This window comes from Pseudomonas abyssi (assembly GCF_002307495.1).
Taxonomy (GTDB): domain Bacteria; phylum Pseudomonadota; class Gammaproteobacteria; order Pseudomonadales; family Pseudomonadaceae; genus Halopseudomonas; species Halopseudomonas abyssi.
In genome coordinates this window covers 1-23,773 of sequence record NZ_NTMR01000016.1, presented here as the reverse complement: position 1 = coordinate 23,773, position 23,773 = coordinate 1, and the positions used below count along the sequence as shown (strand labels likewise).

The window sequence follows — 23,773 nt, the reverse complement described above, 5'->3', positions numbered from 1 at the left end:
AGCTCACTTTCACCCATGCAGGACCTCGCCATGTCGATCCGTCTCTTGCTGCACTCGGGCGCACCGCCCGCGCCCCCGCTGACCTTTATCGCGCTATCGTCGCTCGGTGCGTTCATCGCCATCGCTATTACCGGCGGTTTGAGCGTGGTATCGGGCATCCCCTGGCTGATGGCGCCCTTCGGTGCCAGCTGTGTACTGGCCTTCGGCGTACCGGACTCGCCGCTGGCACAGCCGCGCGCAGTGATCGGCGGCCACCTGGTCGCCACCGCGGTCGGTCTGGCCGTGGCGGCACTACTGGGTGACGGCTGGCTGGCCTGTGCGGTCGGGGTTGCCCTGGCGCTGGCCGCCATGCAGCTAACCCGTACCCTGCACGCACCCGCCGGCGCCGATCCGCTGGTGGTGATCATCGCGCACGCTCCGCTGAGCTATCTGGTATCGCCGGTACTGGTGGGGTCGCTGGTGATCGTGCTGACTGCCTGGGCGGTCAATAATCTGCGTAGCCCGCGGAGTTATCCGAAGTATTGGTTGTGAGGTAGGGCGGCAAGCCTTTTTATGACAGCCCAGCAAAGACCTATGCGTCTCCGTCGTTGCGCAAACGGCCAGCGTGGAAGAGGTCGGGACTAACTTCCGCGAACAGGTTTCCAGCCTGAGCGGTGGCGGGATCTGCCTTTCGCCTTTTACGGCGAGCCAAGGGGGGCTGCTTGCCCAGCCCCCCTTAGCAATCCCCCGGGGCACCCGACTACGCGGCCCTTCGGGTTCGCTGCGTTGCTCGGCCTGACGGGGAGTCATAAAACTCGGCTCTTCGAGCCTCAGACATCCTATGACTCTTTTTCCCGTCAGCCCTGCGCTACTCGCCCGCGTAAACGGGACGAAACCCGGTGCACACTTCACCATCCGAGCATTCGGTTTCAAACAAAGAAGCCCCGCTATTGCTAGCGGGGCTTCTTTGTTTGAAACCAACGAATCAGGCCGACTCAGTCAGCGCCTTCAATTGCTCACGAGTGCTCTGCAGCAGCTCGGCAGACAAGGCTTCATCCTTCACGCTGCGCGACAGCAGCAGCGCGCCGACCATCGCCGAGAGCACCAGCACGGCCTGCGCGCGGCTGTCGTCGCCTTCCAGCTTGCTGGCGATATTGTCCAGCCGGTCTTGCACCACCTCGTCGGTGATCTCGCTCTGCTGGCCGCGCTGGCCCAGTTCGGCAGAGATGGTCGGCAGCGGGCAGCCCTGCTCGGGGTTGGCGCGGTGGCCGGCGGACAGGTAGGTGTCGAACAGCGCGCTGAGCGGCACATCCGGGCCGGTGTGCATGGCCAGCGAGGCCTTCAGGCCATCCACCGCATGGCGCAGCGCCTTTTCCACCAGCTCGTCCTTGGACTTGAAATGCGCGTAGAAGCCCCCGTGGGTCAGGCCCAGGGCCTTCATCAACGGCTGCAGACCCGTCGCACCGACGCCGTCCCGACGGAACCGGCGCGCCGCCTCGTCGAGAATCAGCTGATGGGTTCTGGCCTTGTGGTCTTCTGAATAGCGCATGACGCCTCCGGTTATTGAATGCCGCTCATCATCTTACACCGAATGCCCGGCAGTCGCTCCAGTCGATTCATCGTCAGCCGACGAACGCGCCCGGCGCTCCAGCACCAGCGCACAGAGCGCCGGCAGGAACAGCAGCGTCAGCAGGGTACCCATGGTTACCCCGCCGATCAGCACAAAGGCGAGCGATGACCAGAACACCGAGAAGGTCAGCGGAATAAACGCCAGCGCCGCCGCCAGCGCGGTCAGCACCACCGGCCGTGCGCGGCGCACGGTGGCCTCGATGATCGCCTCGCGAATCGCCATGCCGGCACGCTGGTTCTGCTGGATCTGATCGGTGAAGATCAGCGTATTGCGCATCAGAATGCCGCCAATGCCGATCAGCGCCAGAATCGCATTGAAACCGAACGGCTGGTTGAACACCAGCAGCGCCGGCACCGCGCCAATCAGCCCCAGCGGAGCGGTGGCAAAGACCATGAACATCAAACCAAACGAGCGCACCTGGAACATGATGACCACCAGCATCAGCAGAATCATGATCGGGAACAGCACCGCCAGCGCCTGGTTGGCAATCGCGCTTTCCTCTACCGGGCCACCGATGGAGATGTGATAGCCCGCCGGCAGACTGTCGACCAGATCGCCCAGATCACCATAGGCGGCCATGGCGGCGTCCGGCGGCTGGGTTCCGGCCACGATGTCGGCACGCACCTCAAAGGTCAGCTCACGGTCGCGGCGGCGCAGAATCGGGTCTTCCATGACCGGCTGGAAGCTGCCGACCTGCCGTAACGGAATCGCCTGACCGGCATCGTTGGTGATGGTCAGATCCTCGATACTGCCGAGGTTCTGCCGCTGGGCATCCACCGCGCGCACCACCACCGACACGGTGCGCGTGCCTTCGCGCACCTCGGTAATCGGGTTGCCGGAGAGCAGGGCATTGACCTGCGATTTGACCTGCGCCGGGGTAAAGCCCAGCAAGCGCAGCCGATCCTGGTCCAGCTGCAGACGGTAGCTGCTGGCCTTCTCGCCCCAGTCGATAAAGGTATCGCGGGTCAGCGGGTTGGCCTCGACGCGCTCACGCACCTGCTCGGCAATCGCTCGCAGCGGGCCCAGTTCCGGCCCGCTGACACGGAACACCACCGGGAAGGGCACCGGCGGGCCGAACACCAGCTGGGTCACCCGCACCCGCGCCTCCGGAAACTCGCCGGCGCTGACCCGCTCGCGCAGGCGCGCCATCAGCGCATCACGGGTGTGCGCATCGGTGGTCTGCACAATCAGCTTGGCAAAGGCCGCATCCGGCAGCTCGGGGTTGAGCGAGAGGAAGAAGCGCGGCGCGCCGCCCCCCACGTAGGAGTCGACCATCAGGGTCTGCGGCTCGGCCATGATCGCCTGCTCGATGCGGCCAACCACCGCCTCGGTGTTCTTGAACGCGGTGCCCGGCGGCATGTAGACCTCGACGATCACCTCGGAGCGATCGGAGTTGGGGAAGAACTGCTTGTTCACCACCTTCATGCCCATCACGCAGAGCACAAACGCTGCCAGCACCAGGCCGGTAACCAGCCAGCGATGGCGTACGCAGAACAGCACGGTAGAACGCAGGCGCTGGTAGACCGGGCCATCGTACAGCGCATCATGCCCACCCGGCTTGGCGGCAATGTTCGGCAGCATCTTCACCCCGAGATAGGGGGTGAACACCACGGCCACCACCCAGGAGGCGATCAACGCGAAGCCGACAATCCAGAAGATATTGCCGGCGTATTCCCCGGCGCCGGAACGGGCAAAGCCGACCGGCAGAAAGCCGATGATGGTCACCAGCGTGCCGGTCAGCATTGGCGCGGCGGTGGACGACCAGGCGTAGGTTGCCGCACCGAGCCGATCCATGCCTTCTTCCAGCTTCACCACCATCATCTCGATCGCGATGATGGCGTCGTCCACCAGCAGACCGAGCGACAGGATCAGCGCGCCCAGGGTGATACGGTCAAACTCGCGGCCGGTCATCATCATCACCACAAACACGACGGCCAGCGTCAGCGGCACTGCAGCGGCGACCACCAGACCCACGCGGAAACCCAGCGCCAGCAGGCTGACCAGCATCACCACGCCGAGCGCGACGAAGAACTTGAGCATGAATTCGTCAACCGCGTTGCGAATCTTGCTGGCCTGGTCAGAGACCTTGGTGAACTCGATGCCCAGCGGCAAATTCTGCTGTACCTGCGCCTCATGGGCCTGCAGCGCACTGTCGAGGTCCAGCCCGTTGAAGTGCTTCTGCATGATCACGCCGAGCATCAGCGCCGACTCGCCCTGATGACGAATGCGGTAGCTCGGCGGGTCTTCATAGCCCTGACGCACCTCGGCGACATCAGCGATGCGCAGGACTCGCCCGTTGGCCACCACCGGCACATTCTCGATCTGCTCCAGACTGTCGAAGGCGCCATCCAGGCGGATATAGGCCCGCGGTCCGGAAGTCTCCACCGAGCCGGACGGCGCCACTGCATTCTGCCGCGCCAGCGCGGTAAAGATCTGCTCCGGCGTCAGCCCCAGGGTGGCCAGCCGCTGATAGGAGAACTCGACGTAGATGCGCTGCGCCTGCTCACCAAGGATGTTGACCTTCTTCACGCCCGGCAGCTGCAGAAAATCCTGACGCATGCGCTCGGCCAGCTGCACCAGCTGGCGGTGCGGTAACTGCCCGGCCTCCAGCGCGTAAAGCGCGAAGTAGACGTCATTGTATTCATCGTTGAAGAAAGGGCCGGCAACGCCGCTCGGCAGCCGGGCGGCCTCGTCACTGAGCTTTTTGCGGGTTTGGTAGAACAGCTCGGGCACCAGCGCCGGCGGCGTGGAGTTGAGGAACTGCACCTTCATCGACACAAAGCCCGGCTGGGCGGTGGTTTCCACCCGGTCGTAGTAATCCAGCTCCTGCAGGCGCTTCTCCAGCCGGTCGGCCACCTGCTCCTGCATTTCACGCGCGGTGGCACCCGGCCAGGCGGCCGTGATGGTCATCACCTTGACGGTAAAGGAGGGGTCTTCGGCGCGGCCCAGCTTGCTGAAGGCAAAGGCCCCCGACAACAACACCGCGATAATCAGAAACAGCGTCACCGCCGGGTTATGCACCGCCAGCGCCGACAGATTGAAACGGCTCATGTCACAGGCTCCGTGCAGCGTCGGACCCACCCAGCTTGCCCTCAGGCAGCGGCTTCACGGCATCGCCTTCATGCAGCAGATGCGCCCCCAGCGCGACTACCCGCTGGCCGTCCTCAAGCCCCCCGCTGAGCACCGCAAACTCCTGGCCCAGGCGCGCGACCTCAACCGGGGTAAAGCGCACGCGGCTGTCGCCATCGATGACCCAGACGCCGGTGCCCTTGCCATTGCCCTGATCGAGCAACGCCCCCAGCGGCACCCGCAACTGCGGGGCGCGTTCGCTGTCCTGCAGGCGGATGCTCACCGTCGAGCCAATCGCCAGTGGCTCGGCAACGGTATCCAGCACATAACGCGCACGATAGGTCCGGGTGACCGGATCAGCCACCGCCGACAACTCGCGCAGGGTCGCGCCAATCGGCGTATCGGGCTGCCCGAACTGGAATGCCTGCGCCGAGCTGCTCGCCAGCGCACGCTGGGTTTCCGGAATATTGATCACCGCTTCACGTGCACCGCTGTGGGCCAGCCGGGCGACCACCTGACCGGCGGCCACCACCTGACCCTGATCGACCAGCACGTCGGTAATCACGCCATCGGCATCGGCGGTCAGGGTCGAGTAACCACGGCGGTTCTCGACCTGCTCCGCGTCGGCGCGGGCGGAGGCCAGGTTGGCTTCGGCCACGCGCAGCTCGGTGACCAGTTGATCATGCGCCTGACGCGAGATCGCACCGTTGTCGGCCAGCTGGCGATAGCGCTTTTCATCGTTCTGCAGCTGCCGTACCGAGGCGTCGGCCGAGCGCACGCGCTGCCGAGCAGCCCGCAGGGCCAGTTCGAAGTCGTCTACATCCAGCACCAGCAGCACGTCGTCACGCTTGACCCGGTCACCCGGGTCAACCCGCCGCTCGATCACCTCGCCAGCGACCCGAAAGCCCAGCTCGCTCTCGGTGCGGGCGGCTACCACGCCGGTAAACAGGGCGCCGTCACTGGCAACCGGGTGAACGGCCATCGACAGCACCAAACGCGCCGGCGCGGCGTTGCTCTCAGGCACCGGCTCTGCGTCGTTGCGGCATCCCAGCAAAACGCCCAAGAGACCCACCAATACCGCCCATTTGGCTGCAGACTTCATGCTCACTCCCTGCGGGCCAACTACCGGCCCTGTTGTTATCTGAATTCAGACAAGCGCCTAAAAGCCTCGGCGAGGTGCCCGCTTTTCAACTACCTGTCAGATCGCTTCCAGCAAGGTGGCCACCCCCTGACCACCGGCGATGCACTGGGTAGCCACTGCATAACGACCGCCCGTACGCTGGAGCAGGGCCGCCGCCTTACCGGTGATGCGCGCCCCCGTCGCTCCCAGCGGGTGCCCCAGCGCCAGCGCGCCACCGTCCAGGTTGACGCGCTCCAGCGGCATGCCGAGTTCACGCAGACAAGCCAGTGACTGGCTGGAAAACGCCTCATTGATTTCCATCAGGTCGACATCATTGATGGTCAGCCCGCTGCGGGCAAGCACTTTACGCGTCGCCTCGACCGGCCCCATCCCCATGATCTCGGGTGCACAACCGCCCACCGCCGTCGCCTTGATGCGCGCCAGCATCGGCAGATTGTGGCGCCGGGCAAAGTCTTCGGTGCAGACCAGCACAGCGGCGCTGCCGTCGGTCAGCGGCGAGGAAGTGCCTGCCGTGACGACCCCGCCAAAGGCCGGTTTCAGGCCAGCCAACGCCTCCATATTGGTCCCCGGACGAATACAACCGTCTTCACTGACCACCCCATCCGGTGTCGTGACCGGCACGATTTCATCTGCCAGCAGGCCTTGGTCACGCGCCTTGGCGGCCTTGCTGTGCGACAGCACCGCCAGCGCGTCCTGATCCTCGCGGCTCACCTCAAAGCGCCGCGCCACTTCCTCGGCGGTGTGCCCCATTGCCATGTAGACCTCAGGGAAGGTTTGCAGCAGGGTCGGGTTGGGCGAGGGGGTAAAGCCGCCCATCGGCACCCGGGTCATCGACTCGACACCGGCGGCGATATAGGCCTCACCGGCACCCAGCATCAGTTGCCCGGCGGCAAAGTGGATCGCAGTCATCGACGAGCCGCAGAAGCGGTTCACCGTCACACCGCCCAGGGTTTCCGGAAAGCCGGCACGGAAACTGGCAATGCGCGCGACGTTGGTGCCCTGTTCACCCTCGGGGTAGGCGCACCCCATGATCACGTCTTCCAGCAGGGCAGGGTCCAGATCCAGCCGTTCGACCAGGCCGCGCAGCACCTGAGCGGCCAGATCATCCGGGCGCAGGTTGATCAGGCCACCCTTGCGGGCGAACTGGAATGGGGAACGCAGGTAACCGGCGATCACGATGGAGGTCATGGCAGTGCTCCTTACGGTCAGAGGGTCCGTCAGACCCGTTGAATTACGACCATAATTTAATAAAGCGCATTTAAATGTCAACCATAATTCAAAAGATCTCAGGGAGTCTGATAGATGGCGAGCAGGGCACCCATGTCGTCGGCCAGCTCGACAAAGTGCGCAGGCTCTATCGCCCGCTCGGTAAAGCAGCGCAAGCCAATCACCTGCGCTTGCAGCAGCCGCGCCAGCCGCTGGCAATCCACCTCGGGGCGCAGTTCACCCGCCGCTTGCGCCTGTTTCAGAGCAGCGGCAAAGCGCTGCTCCATCAGCCCGAGAATACGATCCACCTGGGCACGCAGCTGCGGGTCTTCCGGGTTCACTTCCAGCAGCGTCTTGATCAGCATGCAGGCCCGCGGCGGGGCGCCGTTGCGCCATTGGCAAGGCCCAGCCAGCGCCAGCAGATAGTCACGAAAGCCCTGCAGACCCGTCTCGCCATCCTGCAGGCAGCGACTCAGCTCATCGGCCATCTGCTCGGCGTAGCGGTTGAGTACCTCGCTGAACAGGCCCTCCTTGCTGCCAAAGGTCGCGTACAGGCTGCCGGGGCGCATATCCAGCGCCCGCTCGATGTGCTTCATCGAGGTGGCGTGATAACCGCGCTCCCAGAACAGATCAACGGCGCGCTCCAGCGCCTGCTGGCGGTCGTGACGGGCGGGTCTGGGCATGGTGTCTCCAGTAGCGGTGGCGGGGATTCTGAACGAGCGCTCAAGAATAACTTGAACGATCACTCAAATACAGCTAGCGTATTTTTGAGCAATCAATCAAAAACTGCCGTTCGAGGAGATAACCATGTCTGACTTCACCCTGCACAGCCTGGATTCCGCCCCACAGGATGCCCGCCCGCTGCTGGAAGACTCCCTCAAGGGCTTTGGCATGATCCCCGGCCTGCACGCCGTCATGGCCGAAGCGCCCGCGCTGCTGGAAGGCTATCAGCTGCTGCACGGGCTGTTTCAGAACAGCAGCTTCAACGCCGACGAACTGACCGTGGTCTGGCAGACCATCAACGTCGAGCACGGCTGCCACTACTGCGTGCCGGCACACACCGGCATCGCCAGGGCGATGAAGGTATCGGACGAGATCAGTGAGGCGCTGCGCAACCAAACCCCGCTGCCCGACAGCAAACTCGAAGCCCTGCGCACCTTCACCCTGGCCATGCTGCGCCAGCGCGGCGAAGTCGACCAGACCCAGCTCGACGCCTTCTACGCCGCCGGTTACGGCCAGCAGCAGGTGCTGGAAGTGATCCTCGGACTGGCCCAGAAAGTCATGAGCAACTACACCAACCACATCGCCCAGACGCCGGTGGATCGAGCCTTTGCGCCGTTTGTGTGGGAGCCGAAGGCTGCGCGCAAGGCGTCTTGATGGGGGCTATCAGGAAAGAAGTTCAGATTGATTACCGTGTGATAGGCACACTCGCTTTTCGCCTTCTCCGGCGAGCCAAGGGGGGCTGCTTGCCCAGCCCCCCTTAGCGATCCCCCGGGGCACCCGACTACGCGGCCCTTCGGGTTCGCTGCGTTGCTCGGCCTGACGGGGAGTCATAAAACTCGTCGCTTCGCTCCTCAGACATCCTATGACTCTTTTTCCCGTCAGCCCTGCGCTACTCGCCCGCGTAAACGGGACTGGCATCCGTGCACACTCGATCCTAGAGATTTTTACCCAGAAACAACGAGAATAGCTAAACCCAGGCAGCCTACTCAACCAAAAAACTCACCCGCACCAACAACCCGCCCTCAGCCCCCTCATGCAAACTGATCTCAGCACGATGGGCGCGGCAAATCTCACCGACGATCGACAACCCCAGACCGGTGCCTGACGGACTCTGCCGGTAGAAGCGCTCAAACACCCGTTCGCGCTCCTCGGGCGGGATGCCGGGGCCGGTGTCTTCGATCTCGACCAGTGCCGGGGCGCGCAGACGCAGGGTGACCACGCCGCCATCCGGGGTGTGCTGCAGGGCGTTGTCGATCAGGTTGCCGAACAGCTCCTGCAGCAGCGTCGGCTCGCCCCAGACATCGAACGCCTGCTCCACCTCCAGCGCCAGTTCGATATTGCGCGCGTGCGCCAGCGGCACCATGGCCAGCGCCAGCTCCTGCGCCAGCGGCGCCAGTGCCACCTGTTCGGCGCTGCCCTCGGCGACCGCGCGCGCGCCACGCTCGATGCGTGCCATCGACAGCAGCCGGTTGGCCAGGCCAATGGTGCGATCGGTGCTGGCATCGGCTTCGCGCAGGGCCTGCTGCCAGGCCTGCGGGTCGTTGGAGCGCAGCCCCAGCTCGATACGCGCCTTGAGCGCCGCCAGCGGCGTGCGCAGTTCGTGTGAGGCTTCAGCGATAAAGTCGCGCTGGCGCTCAAAGTTCTCGCGCAGCCGGCCGGTGAAGTGGTTGATGGCATTCACCAGCGGCCGCACTTCACGCTGCAGCCCCTCGGTCTCGATGGGCCGCAGGTCATCGCTACGCCGCTCCGCCACCTCGTGCCGCAGGCGCTGCAGCGGACTCAGCGCGGCGGTCACCGCCAGCCAGGCCAGCACCAGCGCGCTGACCGCCAGCACGCCCAGGTTGATCAGCGACTGCCGCAGCAGGTTGGCCGCCATGCGATCCCGCGCCTCGCGGGTTTCCGCCACACGAATTTCCGCCATGCCGCTGTCGGTGGTGGTGCTCACCGCCTGCAGCAGGCTGACCACGCGCACTTCCGAATCGCGGTACTCGGCATCGTAGAACCGCGCCAGGGCCGGATAATCCTGAGTCATCGGAATAGTCGCAGAGGCTGCAGGCAGGTCCTCGTACCCGGAGATAAGCCGACCATTGAAGTCGATAACCTGATAATAGAGCCGGCCGGTGATGTCATAGGCAAAGTTGTCGAGCGCCACGTAAGGCACCTCGACCGCCAGTGCTCCGTCTTCGCTGTAGAGTCGCTCGGCAATCGCCCGGGCAGAAGACAGCAGCGAGCGGTCATAGGCCGTATCTGCTGCCAAACGCGCATTCCAGTAGGCGACCGAGCTGGCGATCAGCAGCAGCACCGACAACACCAGCGCCAGCCGTCGCAGCAGGCGTCCACGCAGACTGCCGGCCCCCGCCTGCGCCAGCGGGGGCTGCGCCCCCAGTGTCACGCCTCGGCCTCCAGCAGATAGCCAAGCCCACGGAAGGTCACGATGCGTACACCGCTGCCATCGAGCTTGCGGCGCAGTCGGGAGATATAGATTTCGATGGCTTCCGGGCTGGCGTCCTGATCCAGCCCGAACACCTTGCCTGCCAGTTGCTCCTTGCTCATCAGCCGGCCGGGGCGGGCGATCAGGTTTTCCAGCACCGCGTGCTCGCGCGACGGCAAGGTCAGCACCTCGCCGCGCAGGCTGAAGCGACGGTCGTTGAGATCGTAGATCAGCTCGCCGCACTGCTGCTGGCGCTCGCCGCCCATCAGGCTGCGGCGCAACAGGGCGTTGACCCGCGCCTCCAGCTCGCTCAGCTCGAAGGGCTTGGCCAGATAGTCATCGGCGCCCAGGTTCAGTCCGCGCACCCGGTCGGCCACCTCGCCACGGGCGGTGAGCATCAGCACCGCCAACGTCTGGCCCCGCTCGCGCAACTTTCTCAGCACCTCGAATCCGTCCTGCCGAGGCAGGCCGACATCGAGGATCGCCAGCGCGTAATCCTCGCTGCGCAAGGCCAGATCGGCGGCCACGCCGTCGTGCAGCACATCGACGGTCCAGCCCCCGTTCTTGAGGGCGCGGGCCAGGCTCTCGGCCAGTTCGGGGTCGTCTTCTACCAGCAGAATGCGCACTGGCGGTCTCTCTTGCAAAGGGTCGAATCGCCTGAGTTTACACCGCCTGTCGGCCCGCGACAGCGCGAGTTTCGGGGGGTGAGGGATGAAAGGTTGCTGAAAGGTTCGCTCATTAGCATCGCCCGACGGTCACCCACCGTAGGCGTCAAAACGCAAACAAGAACAACACCGGAGTACACCTGATGCACACCGTATTCATCCCACGGCGCAGCCTGTCTGCCGCCCTGCTGGCCGCCTCCGGCCTGCTGCTCACTCCCCTGGCCCAGGCCAGCAGCTTCACCGAGGACAGCAGCGCCAAACTGAGCACCAGCAACATCTACTTCAACCGCGACTTCCGCGAAGGCACCGGCCAATCCAAGCGCGAAGAATGGGCTCAGGGCTTCATCCTCGACCTCAAGTCCGGTTACACCGATGGCCCGCTCGGCTTTGGTCTCGACGCCAAGGCGATGCTCGGCATCAAGCTCGACTCCAGCCCGGACCGCACCGGCACCGGCCTGCTGCCGACCCACGATGACGGCCGCGCCGCCGATGAATACAGCAAGCTTGGCCTGACCGCCAAGATGCGCTACTCCGAGTCTGAACTGTTCCTGGGTACGCTGATGCCCAAGCTGCCGATCCTGCAGCCCAACACCAGCCGCATCCTGCCGCAAACCTTTCGCGGCGGCATGGCGACCATCAACGAATTCGACAACCTCAGCATCGATTTCGGCCGCCTGACCAAGGCGACCGACCGTGATTCCACCGATGCCGAGGACCTGGCCCTGAACAACAAGAATCGCCGTTTCGGTGGTTCGTTCTCGGCTGACCAGCTTGATTGGGCCGGACTGAACTACCAGTTCAACTCCAGCCTGGCGGCTAGCTACTATCTGGCACAACTGGATGATATCTACCGCCAACACTTCTTCGGTCTCAACCACAGCGCCGCTCTGGGCGCCGGTGAGCTGAGCACCGAGCTGCGGGTCGCCGTATCCGACGAGCAGGGCGCAGCCCAGGCCGGTCGGATCGACAACCAGGCCTGGCAGGGCCGCATCGGCTACGCGCTGAACGGTCATGAAGTGAGCGCAGCCGCGCAAAAAATGCGCGGCGACAGCGCCTTCCCGTATATCGACGGCAGCAACCCGTACCTCGTCAACTTCGTGCAGATCAACGACTTTGCCGAAGCCAACGAGCGCTCCTGGCAGCTGCGTTACGACTACGACTTTGCTGCAGTCGGCATTCCCGGCCTGAGCTTCATGACCCGCTATATCAGCGGTGACGACGCCAAGCCCGTCGCCGGTGGCACCGGCTCGGAATGGGAGCGCAACACCGAGCTGCAGTACGTGTTCCAGGATGGCGCACTGAAAAATCTCGGCCTGCGCTGGCGCAATGCGAGCTACCGCTCCGACTTTGCCCGCGACGCCGACGAGAACCGCCTGATTGTCAGCTACGCCTTCCCGATCTGGTAAGCGCCGCGCCCCTGACAATCGCCTAGAATAACGCCATGAGGACAACCACCATGAAAGCGACACTGCGTTCTGCCCTGCTGATCGGCCTGTGCTTCGGCCTGGCTGGCTACACCCAGGCTGATGAGCCGTCCCGTCCCGAATGTATCGCCCCGGCTTCGCCCGGCGGCGGATTTGACCTGACCTGCAAGCTGGCGCAAAGCGCGCTGCTGCAAGGCGAGTATCTGTCGCGCCCGATGCGCGTGACCTACATGCCTGGCGGCATTGGCGCCGTGGCCTACAACGCCGTGGTCGCCCAGCGCCCTGACGAGCCGGGTACCATCACCGCCTTCTCGACCGGTTCGCTGCTGAACCTGGCCCAGGGCAAGTTTGGCCGCTTCGACGAGAGCGCGGTCAAATGGCTGGCCGCCGTCGGCACCAGCTACGGCGCCATCGCCGTGCGCGCCGATTCCGAGTTCCAGACCCTGGAGCAACTGGTCGAGGCGCTGCGCAAGGACCCGTCCAAAGTGGTGATCGGCTCCGGCGGCACCGTCGGCAGCCAGGACTGGATGCAGACCGCACTGGTCGCCCGCGCCGCCGGCATCAACCCGCGCAGCCTGCGCTATGTCGCGATGGAGGGCGGCGGCGAGCTGGCCACCGCGCTGCTCGGCGGCCACATTCAGGTTGCCAGTACCGACATCTCCGACTCCATGCCGCACGTTGAAAGCGGCGACATGCACATCCTGGCCGTCCTCGCCGACGAGCGTCTGCCCGGTGATGTGGTCGAAGACATCCCCACTGCAAAAGAGCAGGGCTTTGATGTCAGCTGGCCGGTTATCCGTGGTTTCTACATGGGCCCGGACGTCAGCGATGAAGACTTCGCCTGGTGGCAGACCAACTTCGAGCACATGCTCGCCTCCGAGGAGTTCGCCACCCTGCGCGAGCAGCGTGAACTCTTCCCCTTCGCTCTCACCGGTGCTGAGCTCGAGGCCTACGTCCACGAGCACGTTGCCGAGTACAAAAACCTGGCTGGCGAGTTCGGCCTGACTCAGTAACCGCCCTACCTGCACGCACCCGGCCCCGGGTGCGTGCTGCGTCCGCGAGGATTACACCATGCTTTACCAACGTCTGTTTGCGGCGAGTCTGCTGCTGGCTTGCCTGTGCCTGGGCTTTATCGCCTGGGGCTACCAAGCGCCCTTCTCCTATGAGCCGGTCGGCCCGCGCGCCTACCCGCTGATGCTGCTGATTCTGCTCGCCCTCGGCGCGCTGGTACTGCTGGTCAAGCCAGCGATGGAGAGCAGCGAGTCCGATGAACCGGCGCTGACCCGTCCGATGCTGATCAAGGCAGCCATCTGCCTTGGCCTGCTGCTGGCCCTGGCGGCGTTGTTCGAGCGCCTGGGCTTCATTCCGACCAGCATCCTGTTTGCACTCGGCATGGCGCGCCTGTTCGGCGGTCGCTGGCTACCCAGCGCCGTGCTCGCGCTGGTACTGGGCGTTGGCCTGTATTTTCTCTTTGACCGGGTACTGGAAGTCCCCCTGCCGCTCGGCGTTCTCAGCGCCCTGGAGATCTGATCATGGATACCCTCTCTTACCTTGGCCAGGGCTTCGACGTTGCCCTGAGCCCGAACAACCTGGTGACCGCGCTGGCCGGCACCACCATCGGCACCATCGTCGGCCTGCTGCCGGGCCTGGGCCCGATCAACGGCGTGGCGCTGCTGATTCCGGTCGCCTTCGCTCTCGGCCTGCCGCCAGAAACCGCGCTGATTCTGCTGGCCTCGGTCTATCTGGGCTGCGAGTACGGCGGTCGCATTTCCTCCATTTTGCTGAACATCCCGGGCGAAGCCTCCGCCGTGATGACCACCCTGGACGGCCACCCGCTGGCCAAACAGGGCAAGGGCGGCATTGCGCTGTCCATTTCCGCCTGGAGTTCGTTTATCGGCGGCCTGATCGCCACCATCGGGGTGACCATCTTTGCCCCGCTGCTGGCCAAATGGGCGGTCTCCTTCGGGCCGGCCGAATACTTCATGCTGATGGTCTTTGCGATTGTCTGTCTGGCCGGCATGGCCGGTGACAAGCCCATCAAGACCGCCGTCGCCGTGCTGATCGGCCTGATGCTGGCCTGCGTCGGCATCGACGCCAACAGCGGCGTCTACCGCTTCACCTTCGGCAGCCTCGGTCTGGCCGACGGCATCCAGTTTGTGGTGCTGGTACTGGGCCTGTTCAGCGTCAGCGAAATTCTCATGCTGCTGGAGCGCACCCATCAGGGTCAGGTCGCCGTAAAGGCCAGCGGGCGCATGCTGTTCAACCTGAAAGAAGGCGCCTTCGTGCTCGCCACCAACCTGCGCAGCGGCGTGCTGGGCTTTATCTTCGGCGTGCTGCCGGGCGCCGGTGCGACACTGGCCAGCGCGGTGAGCTACATGTCCGAGAAGCGTCTGGCCGGCGACAAGGGCCGCTTCGGTGACGGCGATCTACGTGGTCTGGCCGCGCCGGAAACCGCCAACAGCGCCTCGGCCTGCGGCTCGATGATCCCGATGCTGACCCTCGGTATTCCAGGCTCCGGCACCACCGCGGTGATGCTCGGCGCGCTGACCCTGTACAACATCACCCCCGGCCCGCTGCTGTTCCAGCATCAGCCGGACATCGTCTGGGGTCTGATCGCCTCGCTGTTCGTCGCCAACATCATTCTGATCGTGATGAACGTGCCGCTGATCAAGGTGTTCACCCGCATCCTCGCGGTGCCGAGCTGGACCCTGGTGCCGGCCATCGCCATCATCACCTCGATTGGCGTCTACGCGGTCCATGCCACCACCTTCGACCTGTTCCTGATGATCGCCATCGGCCTGTTCGGCTACCTGCTGCGCAAGCTGGACTTTCCGCTGTCGGCGCTGCTGCTGGGCTTTATCCTCGGCCACATGATGGAGAGCAACCTGCGCCGCGCGCTGTCGATCTCCAACGGTGATCTGGGCATCCTGTTCTCCAGCCCGATCACCATCGGTCTGTGGGTGCTGGTTGCCGCCATGGTGGCGCTGCCGTTCTGGCGTCGCTACCGCAGCAAGCGCAGCGCCGCGCTGGCCAGTGCCTGAGCGGCTGTTTAGCGCTCTGCGCTACCTCAGCGCGCCGTTGACCGGCGCGCTAGGCGGCCTGCTCGCCAGCCTGGCCGGCTGGCCGTTGCCCTGGATGACCGGCTCGCTGGTAGCGGTCATCCTGCTGCGCTGCAGCGGCTGGCAGTGCAGCCCGCCACCGGGTTCCCGGCAGACCGGCCAGCTGATCGTCGCCTGCGCCATCGGCCTGCACTTCACCACCCCCGTCTTTGCCCAGATCATCAGCCACTTGGGCCTGATCGTGCTGGGCGCCTGCGGCACCTTTCTGCTCAGCCTGATCGGCATCCGCCTGTTGACCGGCGCCGGCTATGACCGCGCGACCGCCTTCTTCTCCAGCATGCCCGGTGGCGCCAGCGAGATGGCGGTAATCGGCGCACGCCACAACGCCGGCATCGCCAACGTGGTCGCCGCCCACAGCCTGCGCCTGCTGATGGTGGTGCTGCTGATTCCGGCGCTGTTCACCTGGGGCCTGCCGGCGGTCAGCGCGCCCGCGCCGCTGCCGACCGATCTGCCAACCCTGGCCTGGCTGATTCCGCTCGGCGTGCTGCTGGCCGTGGTCATGCGCCGCCTGCGCCAGCCCAACCCGTGGATGCTCGGTCCACTGATTGTCTGCGCCAGCGCCGGCGTGCTGCTGGATATCGAAATCGCCCTGCCGCCCGGTGCCAGCGCCGCGGGGCAGTGGCTGATCGGCAGCGCGCTGGGCTGTCACTTCGACCGCGCCTTCTTCCGCAAGGCCCCGGCCTTTCTGCTGCGGGTGCTCAGCTTTACCGTGCTGGCGATGCTCACCGCTGCCGGCGCCGCGCTGCTGCTCGCCCAGCTCGGCAGCGTCGACCGCATCAGCCTGATGCTCGGCATGATGCCCGGTGGCATCACCGAGCTGTGCCTCACGGCAGAGGCGTTGCAGCTGTCGGTGGCGCTGGTGACGGCGTTGCAGGTGATGCGGTTGTTTTTGGTGATGTTTTTGGCGGAGCCGGTGTTTGTGTTGTGGCAGAGGGTTTGGCCTGAGCGATAGCGCTCCCGCTTGGCCATGATGGCTCCCACGCCGAGTTTGGCTACCACCGGGGGGCGCTGGCAAGACGTGATGAATGCACGGACCAACTCCCCGTTTACGCGGGCGAGTAGCGCAGATTTATCGGGAAAAAGAGTCGCAGCATGTTTGAGGAGCGGAGCGACGAGTTCTGCGACTCCCCGATAAATCGAGCAACGCAGCGAACCCGAAGGGCCGTGTAGTCGGGTGCCCCGGGGGATCGCTAAGGGGGGCTGGGCAAGCAGCCCCCCTTGGCTCGCCGTAAAAGGCGAAAAGCAAACCCTCCACCAGCACCACAGCAAATAAAACATCCCTACGTCCTGACAGGCATTCCCACGCAGAGCGTAACGCTCAGCCGCAGCTACCGCACGTCGCGCTTTACTCCATAGACCGATCGGTCTATAACTAGCGCCATGAGCAAAGAAGATAGCCGCAAAATTCTCGTCAAAACCATGCAGAGCGCCTTGCAGAGCAAGGGGCTGCACGGCGTCGGTTTGAGTGAGATTCTGAAAACCGCAGGGCTGCCGAAGGGCAGTCTGTACTACCACTTTCCCGGCGGTAAGGAAGAGTTGGCGCTGGCCGCTATTGCCAACGCCGAGCAGGAGATGGCGCGGTTTCTGGAGCAGATGTTTGCGCGCTTCGATGACCCGCTGGAGGCGCTGGCGGCGTGGATCGACAGCGCGCTGCAGCGCATTGCCGCCAGCCGTTTCAAGCTCGGCTGCCCGCTGGCGGCTGCGGCGCTCGACTGTTCGCCGGAGGACACCGACCTGCTGCTCGCGCTCAACGGTGCCTTCGCCACCTTGCGCGACCTGCTGACCCGACAGATCAGCCGCGCCGGCTTCCCCGCCGAGGCCGCCGCCGATCTCGCCGCACTGGTGCTGACCAGCTACGAGGGAGGGCTGATGATGGCCCGCGCCGCAGGCAGTACCGACCCGATCGAGCGTTCGTTTCGCGCTCTGCTCAGCCACGTTCGCCTGCAACAAAAGGAGTTTGCCAATGGCCACTGAATCGCTCGCCCCGCGCGACCTGACCCTGACCGCCGCCGATGGTTACCAGCTCGCCGGCACCCTGTACCCGGCCAGCGAACCACGCGGGCAGATTCTGGTCGGCAGCGCCACCGGTGTGCCCCAGGGCTTCTACCGGCGCTTTGCCGAGTTTGCCGCGAATAACGGCTTCACCACCCTGACGCTGGATTACCGCGGCATCGGCGCTTCGGCTCCGGCCAGCCTCAAGGGCTTCGAGATGGATTATCTGGACTGGGCCGACAAGGACCTCGCCGCCGGCGTCGACTATCTCGGCCAGCAGGATCTGCCGCTGTATCTGGTCGGCCACTCGTTCGGCGGCCACGCCTTCGGCCTGCTGCCCAACCGCGATGCCATAGACGCCGTCTACACCTTCGGCACCGGTGCCGGCTGGCACGGCTGGATGCCCGCAGGTGAGCGCCGCAAGGTGCAGGTCATGTGGAATCTGGTGCTGCCGTTGATCGTCGCCATCAAGGGCTATCAGGCCTGGAACTGGCTTGGCCTCGGCGAAGATCTGCCCAAGGGCGTGTACCGCGACTGGAAGCGCTGGTGCCGCTATCCGCGCTACTTTTTTGACGACCCGAAGATGGCCTGGCTGACCGAGCACTTTGCCGCCGTGCGCACGCCGATTGTCGGCGCCATTTCGCTCGACGATCTATGGGCCGGCCCCGAATCACGCGACGCCTTTATGAGCGCCTTCAGCGGCGCCGCCTATCAACCACGGGATATCGACCCCAAGGCTCTCGGCCTCAAGCCGCTGGGCCACATGGGTTACTTCCGACCCTACGCCGAACCGCTCTGGCGCGATGCGCTGGACTGGTTCGCCAGCCAACCCCGGGCTGCCGCTGCGGCCTGATCGACTCAAGGAACACGCAATGAACCCGAAAGACATGACCGGCCTGCAGATCATGCAGGCCGCCGCAGCCGGTCACCTGCCGATAGCGCCGATTGCCAAAACCATCCCCATGCAGGTCAAGCTGGCCGAAGAGGGCCGCGTGGTGTTTGAAGCCACCGCCGACGAAAGCCACACCAACCCGCTCGGCGGCGTACATGGCGGCTTTGCCGCCACCGTGATGGACTCGGTGACCGGCTGCTCCGCGCACACCACCCTGGGCGCGGGCGAAGGCTACGGCACCATCGAACTGAACGTGAAGATGTGCAAACCGGTGCCCTTCAACAAAACCCTGATAGCCGAAGGCAAGGTCATCAACAAAACCCGCCGCCTGATCATCAGCGAAGGGTATCTGCGTGATGAAAACGGCTCGCTGTATGCGTACGCTACCGCGACCAATATGATTCTCAGCTGATAGCGGCAAGCGGCAAGCGGCAAGCGGCAAGGATGGTGTCGTCGCAAGGGCCGAGCTTCAACTCGGCCGCACGAACAGACATCAGGCATCCGGGTGCTCAAGGCACTTCGTTCCACCACCTGATGTTGGAGTGTGCACTGATTGTCGTCCCGTTTACGCGGGCGAGTAGCGCAGGCTTGGCGGGAAAAAGAGCGGCAGCATGTCTGAGGCTCGAAGAGCCGAGTTCTGCCGATCCCCGCCAAGCCGAGCAACGCAGCGAACCCGAAGGGCCGCGTAGCCGGGTGCCCCGGGGGATCGCTAAGGGGGGCCGGGCAAGCGGCCCCCCTTGGCTCGCCGTAAAGGGCGAAAGGCTGACTCGGCAGCAGCTCCATCTAAGAGCCCACCACCAATCAACCCGTCACACCCCCGGCAGCACCTTCAACAGCGTCAGCAACTCACGCGCCGCCTTCTCGGATGACGCCGGGTTCTGCCCGGTGACCAACAGGCCATCCACCAACACATACTCGCCCCAGTCTTCGCCTTTGCTGTAAACGCCGCCCTTTTCCTTCAGCGCGTCTTCCAGCAGGAAGGGCACAACGTCGCTCAGGCCCACGCCGTCTTCCTCGGAGTTGGAGAACCCGGTCACCCGCTTGGCGCCAACCAGGTACTCGCCATCAGCGGCCCGCGCATTCAGCAGTACCGCCGGTGCGTGGCACACCGCGCCAATCGGCTTGTCGGCCTTGGCAAAGGCATTGAGCAGCGCCAGCGAGTCGGCGTTGTCGTGCAGGTCCCAGAGCGGGCCGTGGCCGCCGGGGTAGAACACCGCGTCAAAGTCAGCAGCGGACACCTCACTCAGCCGCACGGTATTGGCCAGCAGCCCCTTGGCATGCTCATCCGCGTCAAAGCGGCGGGTCGCCTCGGTCTGCGCGTCCGGCTCGGCGCTTTTCGGGTCCAGCGGCGGCTGGCCGCCCTTGGGCGAGGCCAGGGTGATTTCGGCACCGGCGTCGCGCAGCACGTAATAGGGCGCGGCAAACTCCTCCAACCAGAAGCCGGTTTTATGGCCGGTATCGCCAAGCTTGTCGTGTGAGGTGAGAACCATGAGAATCTTCATATCGCTCCTCTCTACAATCGATGAACCAACGGCTGTGACGCGAACGCGCGCCAGACAGCATGAATACACAGTAAATCCGGCAGCAATCGACGCAAATGGTTCAGTCTCGCCGCGCCGGTGACAGCACAGGACAACCAGCAACCATGCAGCCGCTACAACTCAACTGCGACATGGGCGAAAGCTTCGGCGCCTGGACCATGGGCATGGACGAGGCCGTCATGCCGCATGTGCACAGCGCCAACATCGCCTGCGGCTTTCACGCCTCCGACCCGTCCACCATGCGCCGCACCGTCGCGCTGGCGGTGCAGCACGGCGTGCTCATCGGTGCCCACCCGGCCTACCCGGATCTGGTCGGCTTTGGCCGCCGCTCGATGGCCTGTTCCGCGCAGGAAGTGGAAGACCTGCTGCTCTATCAACTCGGCGCCCTGGACGGCATCTGCCGCGCCGAAGGCGCCAGCCTCAGCTACGTCAAACCCCACGGCGCGCTCTACAACGACATGATGAAGCAGCCTGCGCTGCTCACCGCAGTAATGCGCGCCGTCGCCCGTTTCAACCCGCAGCTGCCGCTGATGCTGCTGGCCCGGCGCGACAACAGCGAAGCCGAGCAACTGGCCGCCGAGCAGGGCATCGGCCTGCTGTTTGAAGCCTTCGCCGACCGGGGCTACGACCCGGACGGCTACCTGCTGCCGCGCAACCAGCCCGGCGCCGTGCACCACGACCCGGAGCGCATTCTGGCCCAGGCACTAAGCTTCGCCCGTGGCGAGCCGATCAGCGCGAGCGACGGCAGCCAGCTGACCCTGCGCGCCGACAGCCTCTGCGTGCACGGCGACAACGCCGAGTCGGTTGCCGTGGTCGCCCGCATCCGCGCCGCACTGGACGCCCTGTGAACCTGCGCATCGAGAGCGCAGCCATCGACAGTCTGATGGTGCGGCTGTTTGATCAGATCGACGAGGCCAACATGCCCTGGCTGATCGCCGCCGCAGAAAACCTGCGCGCAGCCTTCGGCGCCCAGCTGATCGATCTGGTGCCGTCCTACACCACCTTGCTGCTGCACTACGACCTGCACGCCCTGGGCGAAGCAGATGCCATCGCGCTGATCCACAGCAGCCTGCACAACCTGCAGCCGCTGACGAATGAGACCGGCACCCTGCACGCCATCCCGGTCTGGTATCACCAGAGCGTCGGCCCCGAACTGACCAGCATCGCCCAACGCGCCGGGCTCAGCCCCGAGCAGGTGATCGAGCAGCATTGCAGCCGTGACTACCCGGTGTTTACCCTCGGCTTCGCGCCCGGGTTTGCCTACATGGGGCTGGTGGATGAGGCGCTTGCCTCGGCCCGCCTCGCCACCCCGCGCCAACGCGTGCCCAAGGGCAGCGTCGGCATCGCCGAGCGTCAGACCGCCATCTACCCGCTGACCTCACCCGGCGGCTGGAACCTGATCGGCCGCTGCCCGCTCACCCTGTTCAGTGCCGACCACGGCAGCCTGCTGCAACCCGGCGACCGGGTGCGCTTTGTGTCCATCGACCACGCCGAATTTATCCGCTTGGGCGGCGACGACACCGCCATGGAGGCCAGCGCATGATCGAGCTGCTGGTCGAACACAGCCTCGGCTTTGCCCAACTGCAGGACGGTGGCCGCTTTGGCGTGCGCCATCTGGGCATCACCCAGGGCGGCGCGCTGGACTGGGTCGCCATGCAGCAGGCCAACTGGCTGCTCGGCAACGCAGCAGACGCCACCGTGATCGAAGTCCCCCTTGGCGGCCTGCAACTGCGCGCCCAAGCCAGCGGCTGGCTGGCACTGACCGGCGCCGATCTGGATGCGAAACTCGACGATCTACCACTGGCACCCGGTCAGGCATTCCAGCTACGCCACGGCCAGACCCTGCGGTTCAACAGCCCCAAGCGCGGCGTACGCGCCTACCTCGCCACCCCCGGCGGCTTTGCCGCAGACCCGGTGATGGGCGCCGTCGCCACTGTCATGCGCGAACACCTTGGCGGCTTGCACGGCAATGGCCGCGGCCTGCACAACGGCGACCTTCTGCAGGGCAAGGCCAGCAACGCCGAACCGCGCACTCTGCCCGAAGGCGCACTCTGGTATCCGGATGACGAAGTCGTGCTCGACCTGATCCCCGGCGCGCAAATCGCCAGCTTCGCCGGTGCCAGCCTGTTCGCTGCTTTCAATCAAAACTGGACCCTCGACCAACGCGCCGACCGCATGGGCATGCGCCTCACCGGGGCCGCGCTGCGCTATCAGGGCCAGGCCCTGATCTCCGAAGGCATCCCCCTCGGCTCCGTCCAGGTACCGCCAGACGGCCAACCGATTATCCTGATGAACGACCGCCAGACCATCGGCGGCTATCCCCGCCTCGGCGCAGTCACGCCCCTGTCGCTGGCGCGGCTGGCGCAGTGTGCGCCGGGGCAGAAGGTGAGGTTGCGGGTGGTAAGTCAGGAAAGCGCGCGGCGAGAGATGCTGAACGTTATCAGCACCCTACAAGCACAGGGCGCACTGCCCGGGCTAGCGCATCCGTAGGGTGGAGAAAAGCGCAGCGTTGTCCACCAAGCGGCATCTGACGCTACGCGGAGTTGGGGCATACGCCGTCCGACGCTCCGCCACCAATCACACCGTCAACCACCCCACCAACCGCCGCACCCAGGGCGCAACCAAAGTCACCGTCGGAAACGCCACCGGCCAGGTCAGCGCGCAGCTTCTGAGCCACGCCGCAACAAAGTGCTCGTCAAAGCCTTGGGTGACCGCACTCACAAAGGCCGACACCAAGGTCACCATGATCGCCGAGAGCAACGCGCCAAACACAATCGGGGCAAAACGCGCAGGAATAGCCATGTCAGACTCCTTTAACAACATTGAGAACCAGTGCGGAGCCATACAGGCCCACACCAAAAACGGCATGCGTAATCAGGCTCTGCAAGCGGGCGGTGTTGGGGCGTGGCGTGCGACTGGCGGCAAACCCCGCGCCCATGCCGGGCTGCATCAGCAAAAAGGGCGCCGCCACCGTCACGACGCCCCACGCCAATGAAGGCAATAGCGTCGGCTGACGAAGCCACTCGGCCCCGCACATCGTCACCAGCAACAGCGCAAACACCACCCCGATCAGGTAATGCGCGCCCCAACCAAGCAACGCCTCCGCCGGGATCGGACGGGCAGCGGCAATGCGCTCATGCCGAAAGCGCCCATGCGCCATATGCCCCAACCAACGCCCCACCAACCCATAGTCCGCTGGCGGAATCCCCAGCAGCTGTTTACGCACCAGCCCCCAGCCGTCCATCACCAGCGTTGCGCCTACGCCAATAGCGACCGCGCTCCATAAATCAGTCATTTTCTGCCTCCTGTGAGTTGCCCTGGACGGGCAGAGAATGCACGATGCCACTTAAAGTCGACTTTAAGTCAAGGGCGTACCAATGGACATTAACGAGGTCTCGAAAGCCTCCGGCCTGCCGGCCTCAACGCTGCGGTATTACGAAGAAAAGGGGCTGATCAAATCGATTGGCAGACGCGGCCTGCGCCGAGCATTTAACCCGCGCGTGGTGCAGCAGCTGGCGTTGATCGCGCTGGGCCGCGCGGCGGGGTTTTCACTGGATGAGATTGCGCAGATGTTCTCGCCAGACGGCCGCCCCGAGATTGATCGCGAACAGCTGTACAACCGAGCCGACGCACTGGACCGCAAGATCCGCCAGCTCAGCAACCTGCGCGACGGCCTACGCCACGCCGCCGCCTGTTCTGCGCCCAACCACCTGGAGTGCCCGAAGTTTTGTCGGTTGATGGATGCGGCGGCGATGGCGGCCAAGAGCAAGAAGGTGCGTAAGGGTAAGGTGAGTCTGCCGGAGGGGCTGTGAGTGCATGGCACCTTTGGGCCCAACGCCTCAAAGCAACCAATACACACCCCAGGGGCACGGCATGCCGTGGCCGTGCAGCCTCGACCACCGCACCATTGCTCAACATACGCGCCACCTTCTAACTCGCTTTTCGCCTTCCCGGCGAGCCA

Annotated in this window: 24 protein-coding genes; 14 read left to right on the top strand and 10 right to left on the bottom strand. The window is 64.9% G+C overall.

Going from position 1 to position 23,773, the window contains the following annotated elements; translation table 11 throughout:
* Positions 1–30 precede the first annotated feature (30 nt).
* Positions 31–531 (top strand): HPP family protein, encoded by a 501-nt coding sequence (locus CNQ84_RS12575; protein ID WP_096005208.1) that lies wholly within the window; start codon positions 31–33, stop codon positions 529–531.
* Between the two features lie 433 nt (positions 532–964).
* On the opposite strand, the gene CNQ84_RS12570 is transcribed toward CNQ84_RS12575, so the two are convergent.
* The 5 genes from CNQ84_RS12570 to CNQ84_RS12550 form a co-directional block, all read right to left on the bottom strand.
* Complete coding sequence (locus tag CNQ84_RS12570) at positions 965–1,528, bottom strand: TetR/AcrR family transcriptional regulator (protein ID WP_096005207.1); 564 nt, start codon at positions 1,526–1,528, stop codon at positions 965–967.
* A 33-nt stretch (positions 1,529–1,561) separates the two neighbouring features.
* Positions 1,562–4,660 (bottom strand): efflux RND transporter permease subunit, encoded by a 3,099-nt coding sequence (locus CNQ84_RS12565; protein ID WP_096005206.1) that lies wholly within the window; start codon positions 4,658–4,660, stop codon positions 1,562–1,564.
* Position 4,661: 1 nt separating this feature from the next.
* A complete protein-coding gene (locus CNQ84_RS12560; protein ID WP_096005205.1) occupies positions 4,662–5,780 on the bottom strand; it encodes an efflux RND transporter periplasmic adaptor subunit in 1,119 nt (372 codons plus the stop codon).
* A gap of 96 nt (positions 5,781–5,876) precedes the next feature.
* Positions 5,877–7,007 (bottom strand): thiolase family protein, encoded by a 1,131-nt coding sequence (locus tag CNQ84_RS12555; RefSeq protein ID WP_096005204.1) that lies wholly within the window; start codon positions 7,005–7,007, stop codon positions 5,877–5,879.
* Positions 7,008–7,105: 98 nt separating this feature from the next.
* Entirely contained in the window at positions 7,106–7,708 is a 603-nt protein-coding gene (locus tag CNQ84_RS12550; protein WP_096005203.1) for a TetR/AcrR family transcriptional regulator, read from the bottom strand.
* Between the two features lie 124 nt (positions 7,709–7,832).
* Here CNQ84_RS12550 and CNQ84_RS12545 point away from each other — a divergent pair, with 124 nt between their 5' ends.
* Entirely contained in the window at positions 7,833–8,402 is a 570-nt protein-coding gene (locus tag CNQ84_RS12545) for a carboxymuconolactone decarboxylase family protein (protein ID WP_096005202.1), read from the top strand.
* A gap of 328 nt (positions 8,403–8,730) precedes the next feature.
* On the opposite strand, the gene CNQ84_RS12540 is transcribed toward CNQ84_RS12545, so the two are convergent.
* Both CNQ84_RS12540 and CNQ84_RS12535 read right to left on the bottom strand, forming a co-directional pair.
* Entirely contained in the window at positions 8,731–10,134 is a 1,404-nt protein-coding gene (locus CNQ84_RS12540; protein ID WP_245841390.1) for a sensor histidine kinase, read from the bottom strand.
* 2 nt (positions 10,135–10,136) lie between these two features.
* On the bottom strand, positions 10,137–10,805 hold the full coding sequence (locus tag CNQ84_RS12535) for a response regulator (RefSeq protein WP_096005201.1): 669 nt from the start codon (positions 10,803–10,805) through the stop codon (positions 10,137–10,139).
* 182 nt (positions 10,806–10,987) lie between these two features.
* Between CNQ84_RS12535 and CNQ84_RS12530 the strand changes: the two genes are divergently transcribed.
* The 8 genes from CNQ84_RS12530 (at position 10,988) to CNQ84_RS12495 (ending at position 18,683) form a co-directional block, all read left to right on the top strand.
* The gene (locus CNQ84_RS12530; RefSeq protein ID WP_096005200.1) at positions 10,988–12,250 is read left to right on the top strand and encodes an OprD family porin; all 1,263 of its coding nucleotides are present in this window, start codon (positions 10,988–10,990) and stop codon (positions 12,248–12,250) included.
* Between the two features lie 50 nt (positions 12,251–12,300).
* Positions 12,301–13,281, top strand: coding sequence for a Bug family tripartite tricarboxylate transporter substrate binding protein (locus CNQ84_RS12525; protein WP_096005199.1), 981 nt, complete (start codon positions 12,301–12,303; stop codon positions 13,279–13,281).
* A gap of 58 nt (positions 13,282–13,339) precedes the next feature.
* Positions 13,340–13,798, top strand: a complete 459-nt coding sequence (locus CNQ84_RS12520; RefSeq protein WP_096005198.1) for a tripartite tricarboxylate transporter TctB family protein — start codon at positions 13,340–13,342, stop codon at positions 13,796–13,798.
* A 2-nt stretch (positions 13,799–13,800) separates the two neighbouring features.
* Positions 13,801–15,309, top strand: coding sequence for a tripartite tricarboxylate transporter permease (locus CNQ84_RS12515; protein WP_096005197.1), 1,509 nt, complete (start codon positions 13,801–13,803; stop codon positions 15,307–15,309).
* Entirely contained in the window at positions 15,302–16,339 is a 1,038-nt protein-coding gene (locus tag CNQ84_RS12510; protein WP_096005196.1) for an AbrB family transcriptional regulator, read from the top strand. The genes CNQ84_RS12515 and CNQ84_RS12510 overlap by 8 nt, the downstream gene beginning before the upstream one ends.
* Before the next feature lie 428 nt (positions 16,340–16,767).
* Entirely contained in the window at positions 16,768–17,361 is a 594-nt protein-coding gene (locus CNQ84_RS12505; protein WP_096005195.1) for a TetR/AcrR family transcriptional regulator, read from the top strand.
* Positions 17,351–18,232 (top strand): alpha/beta hydrolase family protein, encoded by an 882-nt coding sequence (locus CNQ84_RS12500; RefSeq protein WP_096005194.1) that lies wholly within the window; start codon positions 17,351–17,353, stop codon positions 18,230–18,232. The genes CNQ84_RS12505 and CNQ84_RS12500 overlap by 11 nt, the downstream gene beginning before the upstream one ends.
* Before the next feature lie 19 nt (positions 18,233–18,251).
* Entirely contained in the window at positions 18,252–18,683 is a 432-nt protein-coding gene (locus CNQ84_RS12495; protein ID WP_096005193.1) for a PaaI family thioesterase, read from the top strand.
* 397 nt (positions 18,684–19,080) lie between these two features.
* Here the strand turns inward: CNQ84_RS12495 and CNQ84_RS12490 are convergent, their stop codons facing one another.
* Positions 19,081–19,773 (bottom strand): type 1 glutamine amidotransferase domain-containing protein, encoded by a 693-nt coding sequence (locus CNQ84_RS12490; RefSeq protein ID WP_096005192.1) that lies wholly within the window; start codon positions 19,771–19,773, stop codon positions 19,081–19,083.
* A gap of 143 nt (positions 19,774–19,916) precedes the next feature.
* Here CNQ84_RS12490 and CNQ84_RS12485 point away from each other — a divergent pair, with 143 nt between their 5' ends.
* Genes CNQ84_RS12485 through CNQ84_RS12475 form a run of 3 tightly spaced genes read left to right on the top strand, consistent with a single transcriptional unit; the run spans position 19,917 to position 22,302 of the window.
* Entirely contained in the window at positions 19,917–20,660 is a 744-nt protein-coding gene (locus CNQ84_RS12485) for a 5-oxoprolinase subunit PxpA (RefSeq protein WP_096005191.1), read from the top strand.
* The gene (gene pxpB / locus CNQ84_RS12480; protein ID WP_096005190.1) at positions 20,657–21,355 is read left to right on the top strand and encodes a 5-oxoprolinase subunit PxpB; all 699 of its coding nucleotides are present in this window, start codon (positions 20,657–20,659) and stop codon (positions 21,353–21,355) included. Before CNQ84_RS12485 ends, pxpB begins: the two co-directional genes overlap by 4 nt.
* The gene (locus CNQ84_RS12475) at positions 21,352–22,302 is read left to right on the top strand and encodes a 5-oxoprolinase subunit C family protein (RefSeq protein ID WP_096005189.1); all 951 of its coding nucleotides are present in this window, start codon (positions 21,352–21,354) and stop codon (positions 22,300–22,302) included. The genes pxpB and CNQ84_RS12475 overlap by 4 nt, the downstream gene beginning before the upstream one ends.
* A gap of 87 nt (positions 22,303–22,389) precedes the next feature.
* On the opposite strand, the gene CNQ84_RS12470 is transcribed toward CNQ84_RS12475, so the two are convergent.
* On the bottom strand, positions 22,390–22,614 hold the full coding sequence (locus tag CNQ84_RS12470) for a DUF2798 domain-containing protein (RefSeq protein ID WP_217350095.1): 225 nt from the start codon (positions 22,612–22,614) through the stop codon (positions 22,390–22,392).
* Position 22,615: 1 nt separating this feature from the next.
* Complete coding sequence (locus tag CNQ84_RS12465) at positions 22,616–23,107, bottom strand: DUF2938 domain-containing protein (protein WP_096005188.1); 492 nt, start codon at positions 23,105–23,107, stop codon at positions 22,616–22,618.
* 82 nt (positions 23,108–23,189) lie between these two features.
* Between CNQ84_RS12465 and CNQ84_RS12460 the strand changes: the two genes are divergently transcribed.
* On the top strand, positions 23,190–23,624 hold the full coding sequence (locus tag CNQ84_RS12460) for a helix-turn-helix domain-containing protein (RefSeq protein WP_096005187.1): 435 nt from the start codon (positions 23,190–23,192) through the stop codon (positions 23,622–23,624).
* Positions 23,625–23,773 lie beyond the last annotated feature (149 nt).

Coding starts and splice junctions, on each gene's coding strand:
- CNQ84_RS12575 (WP_096005208.1), top strand. CDS start 31: ATGTCGATCCGTCTCTTGCTGCACTCGGGCGCACCGCCCGCGCCCCCG.
- CNQ84_RS12570 (WP_096005207.1), bottom strand. CDS start 1,528: ATGCGCTATTCAGAAGACCACAAGGCCAGAACCCATCAGCTGATTCTC.
- CNQ84_RS12565 (WP_096005206.1), bottom strand. CDS start 4,660: ATGAGCCGTTTCAATCTGTCGGCGCTGGCGGTGCATAACCCGGCGGTG.
- CNQ84_RS12560 (WP_096005205.1), bottom strand. CDS start 5,780: ATGAAGTCTGCAGCCAAATGGGCGGTATTGGTGGGTCTCTTGGGCGTT.
- CNQ84_RS12555 (WP_096005204.1), bottom strand. CDS start 7,007: ATGACCTCCATCGTGATCGCCGGTTACCTGCGTTCCCCATTCCAGTTC.
- CNQ84_RS12550 (WP_096005203.1), bottom strand. CDS start 7,708: ATGCCCAGACCCGCCCGTCACGACCGCCAGCAGGCGCTGGAGCGCGCC.
- CNQ84_RS12545 (WP_096005202.1), top strand. CDS start 7,833: ATGTCTGACTTCACCCTGCACAGCCTGGATTCCGCCCCACAGGATGCC.
- CNQ84_RS12530 (WP_096005200.1), top strand. CDS start 10,988: ATGCACACCGTATTCATCCCACGGCGCAGCCTGTCTGCCGCCCTGCTG.
- CNQ84_RS12525 (WP_096005199.1), top strand. CDS start 12,301: ATGAAAGCGACACTGCGTTCTGCCCTGCTGATCGGCCTGTGCTTCGGC.
- CNQ84_RS12520 (WP_096005198.1), top strand. CDS start 13,340: ATGCTTTACCAACGTCTGTTTGCGGCGAGTCTGCTGCTGGCTTGCCTG.
- CNQ84_RS12515 (WP_096005197.1), top strand. CDS start 13,801: ATGGATACCCTCTCTTACCTTGGCCAGGGCTTCGACGTTGCCCTGAGC.
- CNQ84_RS12505 (WP_096005195.1), top strand. CDS start 16,768: ATGAGCAAAGAAGATAGCCGCAAAATTCTCGTCAAAACCATGCAGAGC.
- CNQ84_RS12500 (WP_096005194.1), top strand. CDS start 17,351: ATGGCCACTGAATCGCTCGCCCCGCGCGACCTGACCCTGACCGCCGCC.
- CNQ84_RS12495 (WP_096005193.1), top strand. CDS start 18,252: ATGAACCCGAAAGACATGACCGGCCTGCAGATCATGCAGGCCGCCGCA.
- CNQ84_RS12490 (WP_096005192.1), bottom strand. CDS start 19,773: ATGAAGATTCTCATGGTTCTCACCTCACACGACAAGCTTGGCGATACC.
- CNQ84_RS12485 (WP_096005191.1), top strand. CDS start 19,917: ATGCAGCCGCTACAACTCAACTGCGACATGGGCGAAAGCTTCGGCGCC.
- CNQ84_RS12475 (WP_096005189.1), top strand. CDS start 21,352: ATGATCGAGCTGCTGGTCGAACACAGCCTCGGCTTTGCCCAACTGCAG.
- CNQ84_RS12470 (WP_217350095.1), bottom strand. CDS start 22,614: ATGGCTATTCCTGCGCGTTTTGCCCCGATTGTGTTTGGCGCGTTGCTC.
- CNQ84_RS12465 (WP_096005188.1), bottom strand. CDS start 23,107: ATGACTGATTTATGGAGCGCGGTCGCTATTGGCGTAGGCGCAACGCTG.
- CNQ84_RS12460 (WP_096005187.1), top strand. CDS start 23,190: ATGGACATTAACGAGGTCTCGAAAGCCTCCGGCCTGCCGGCCTCAACG.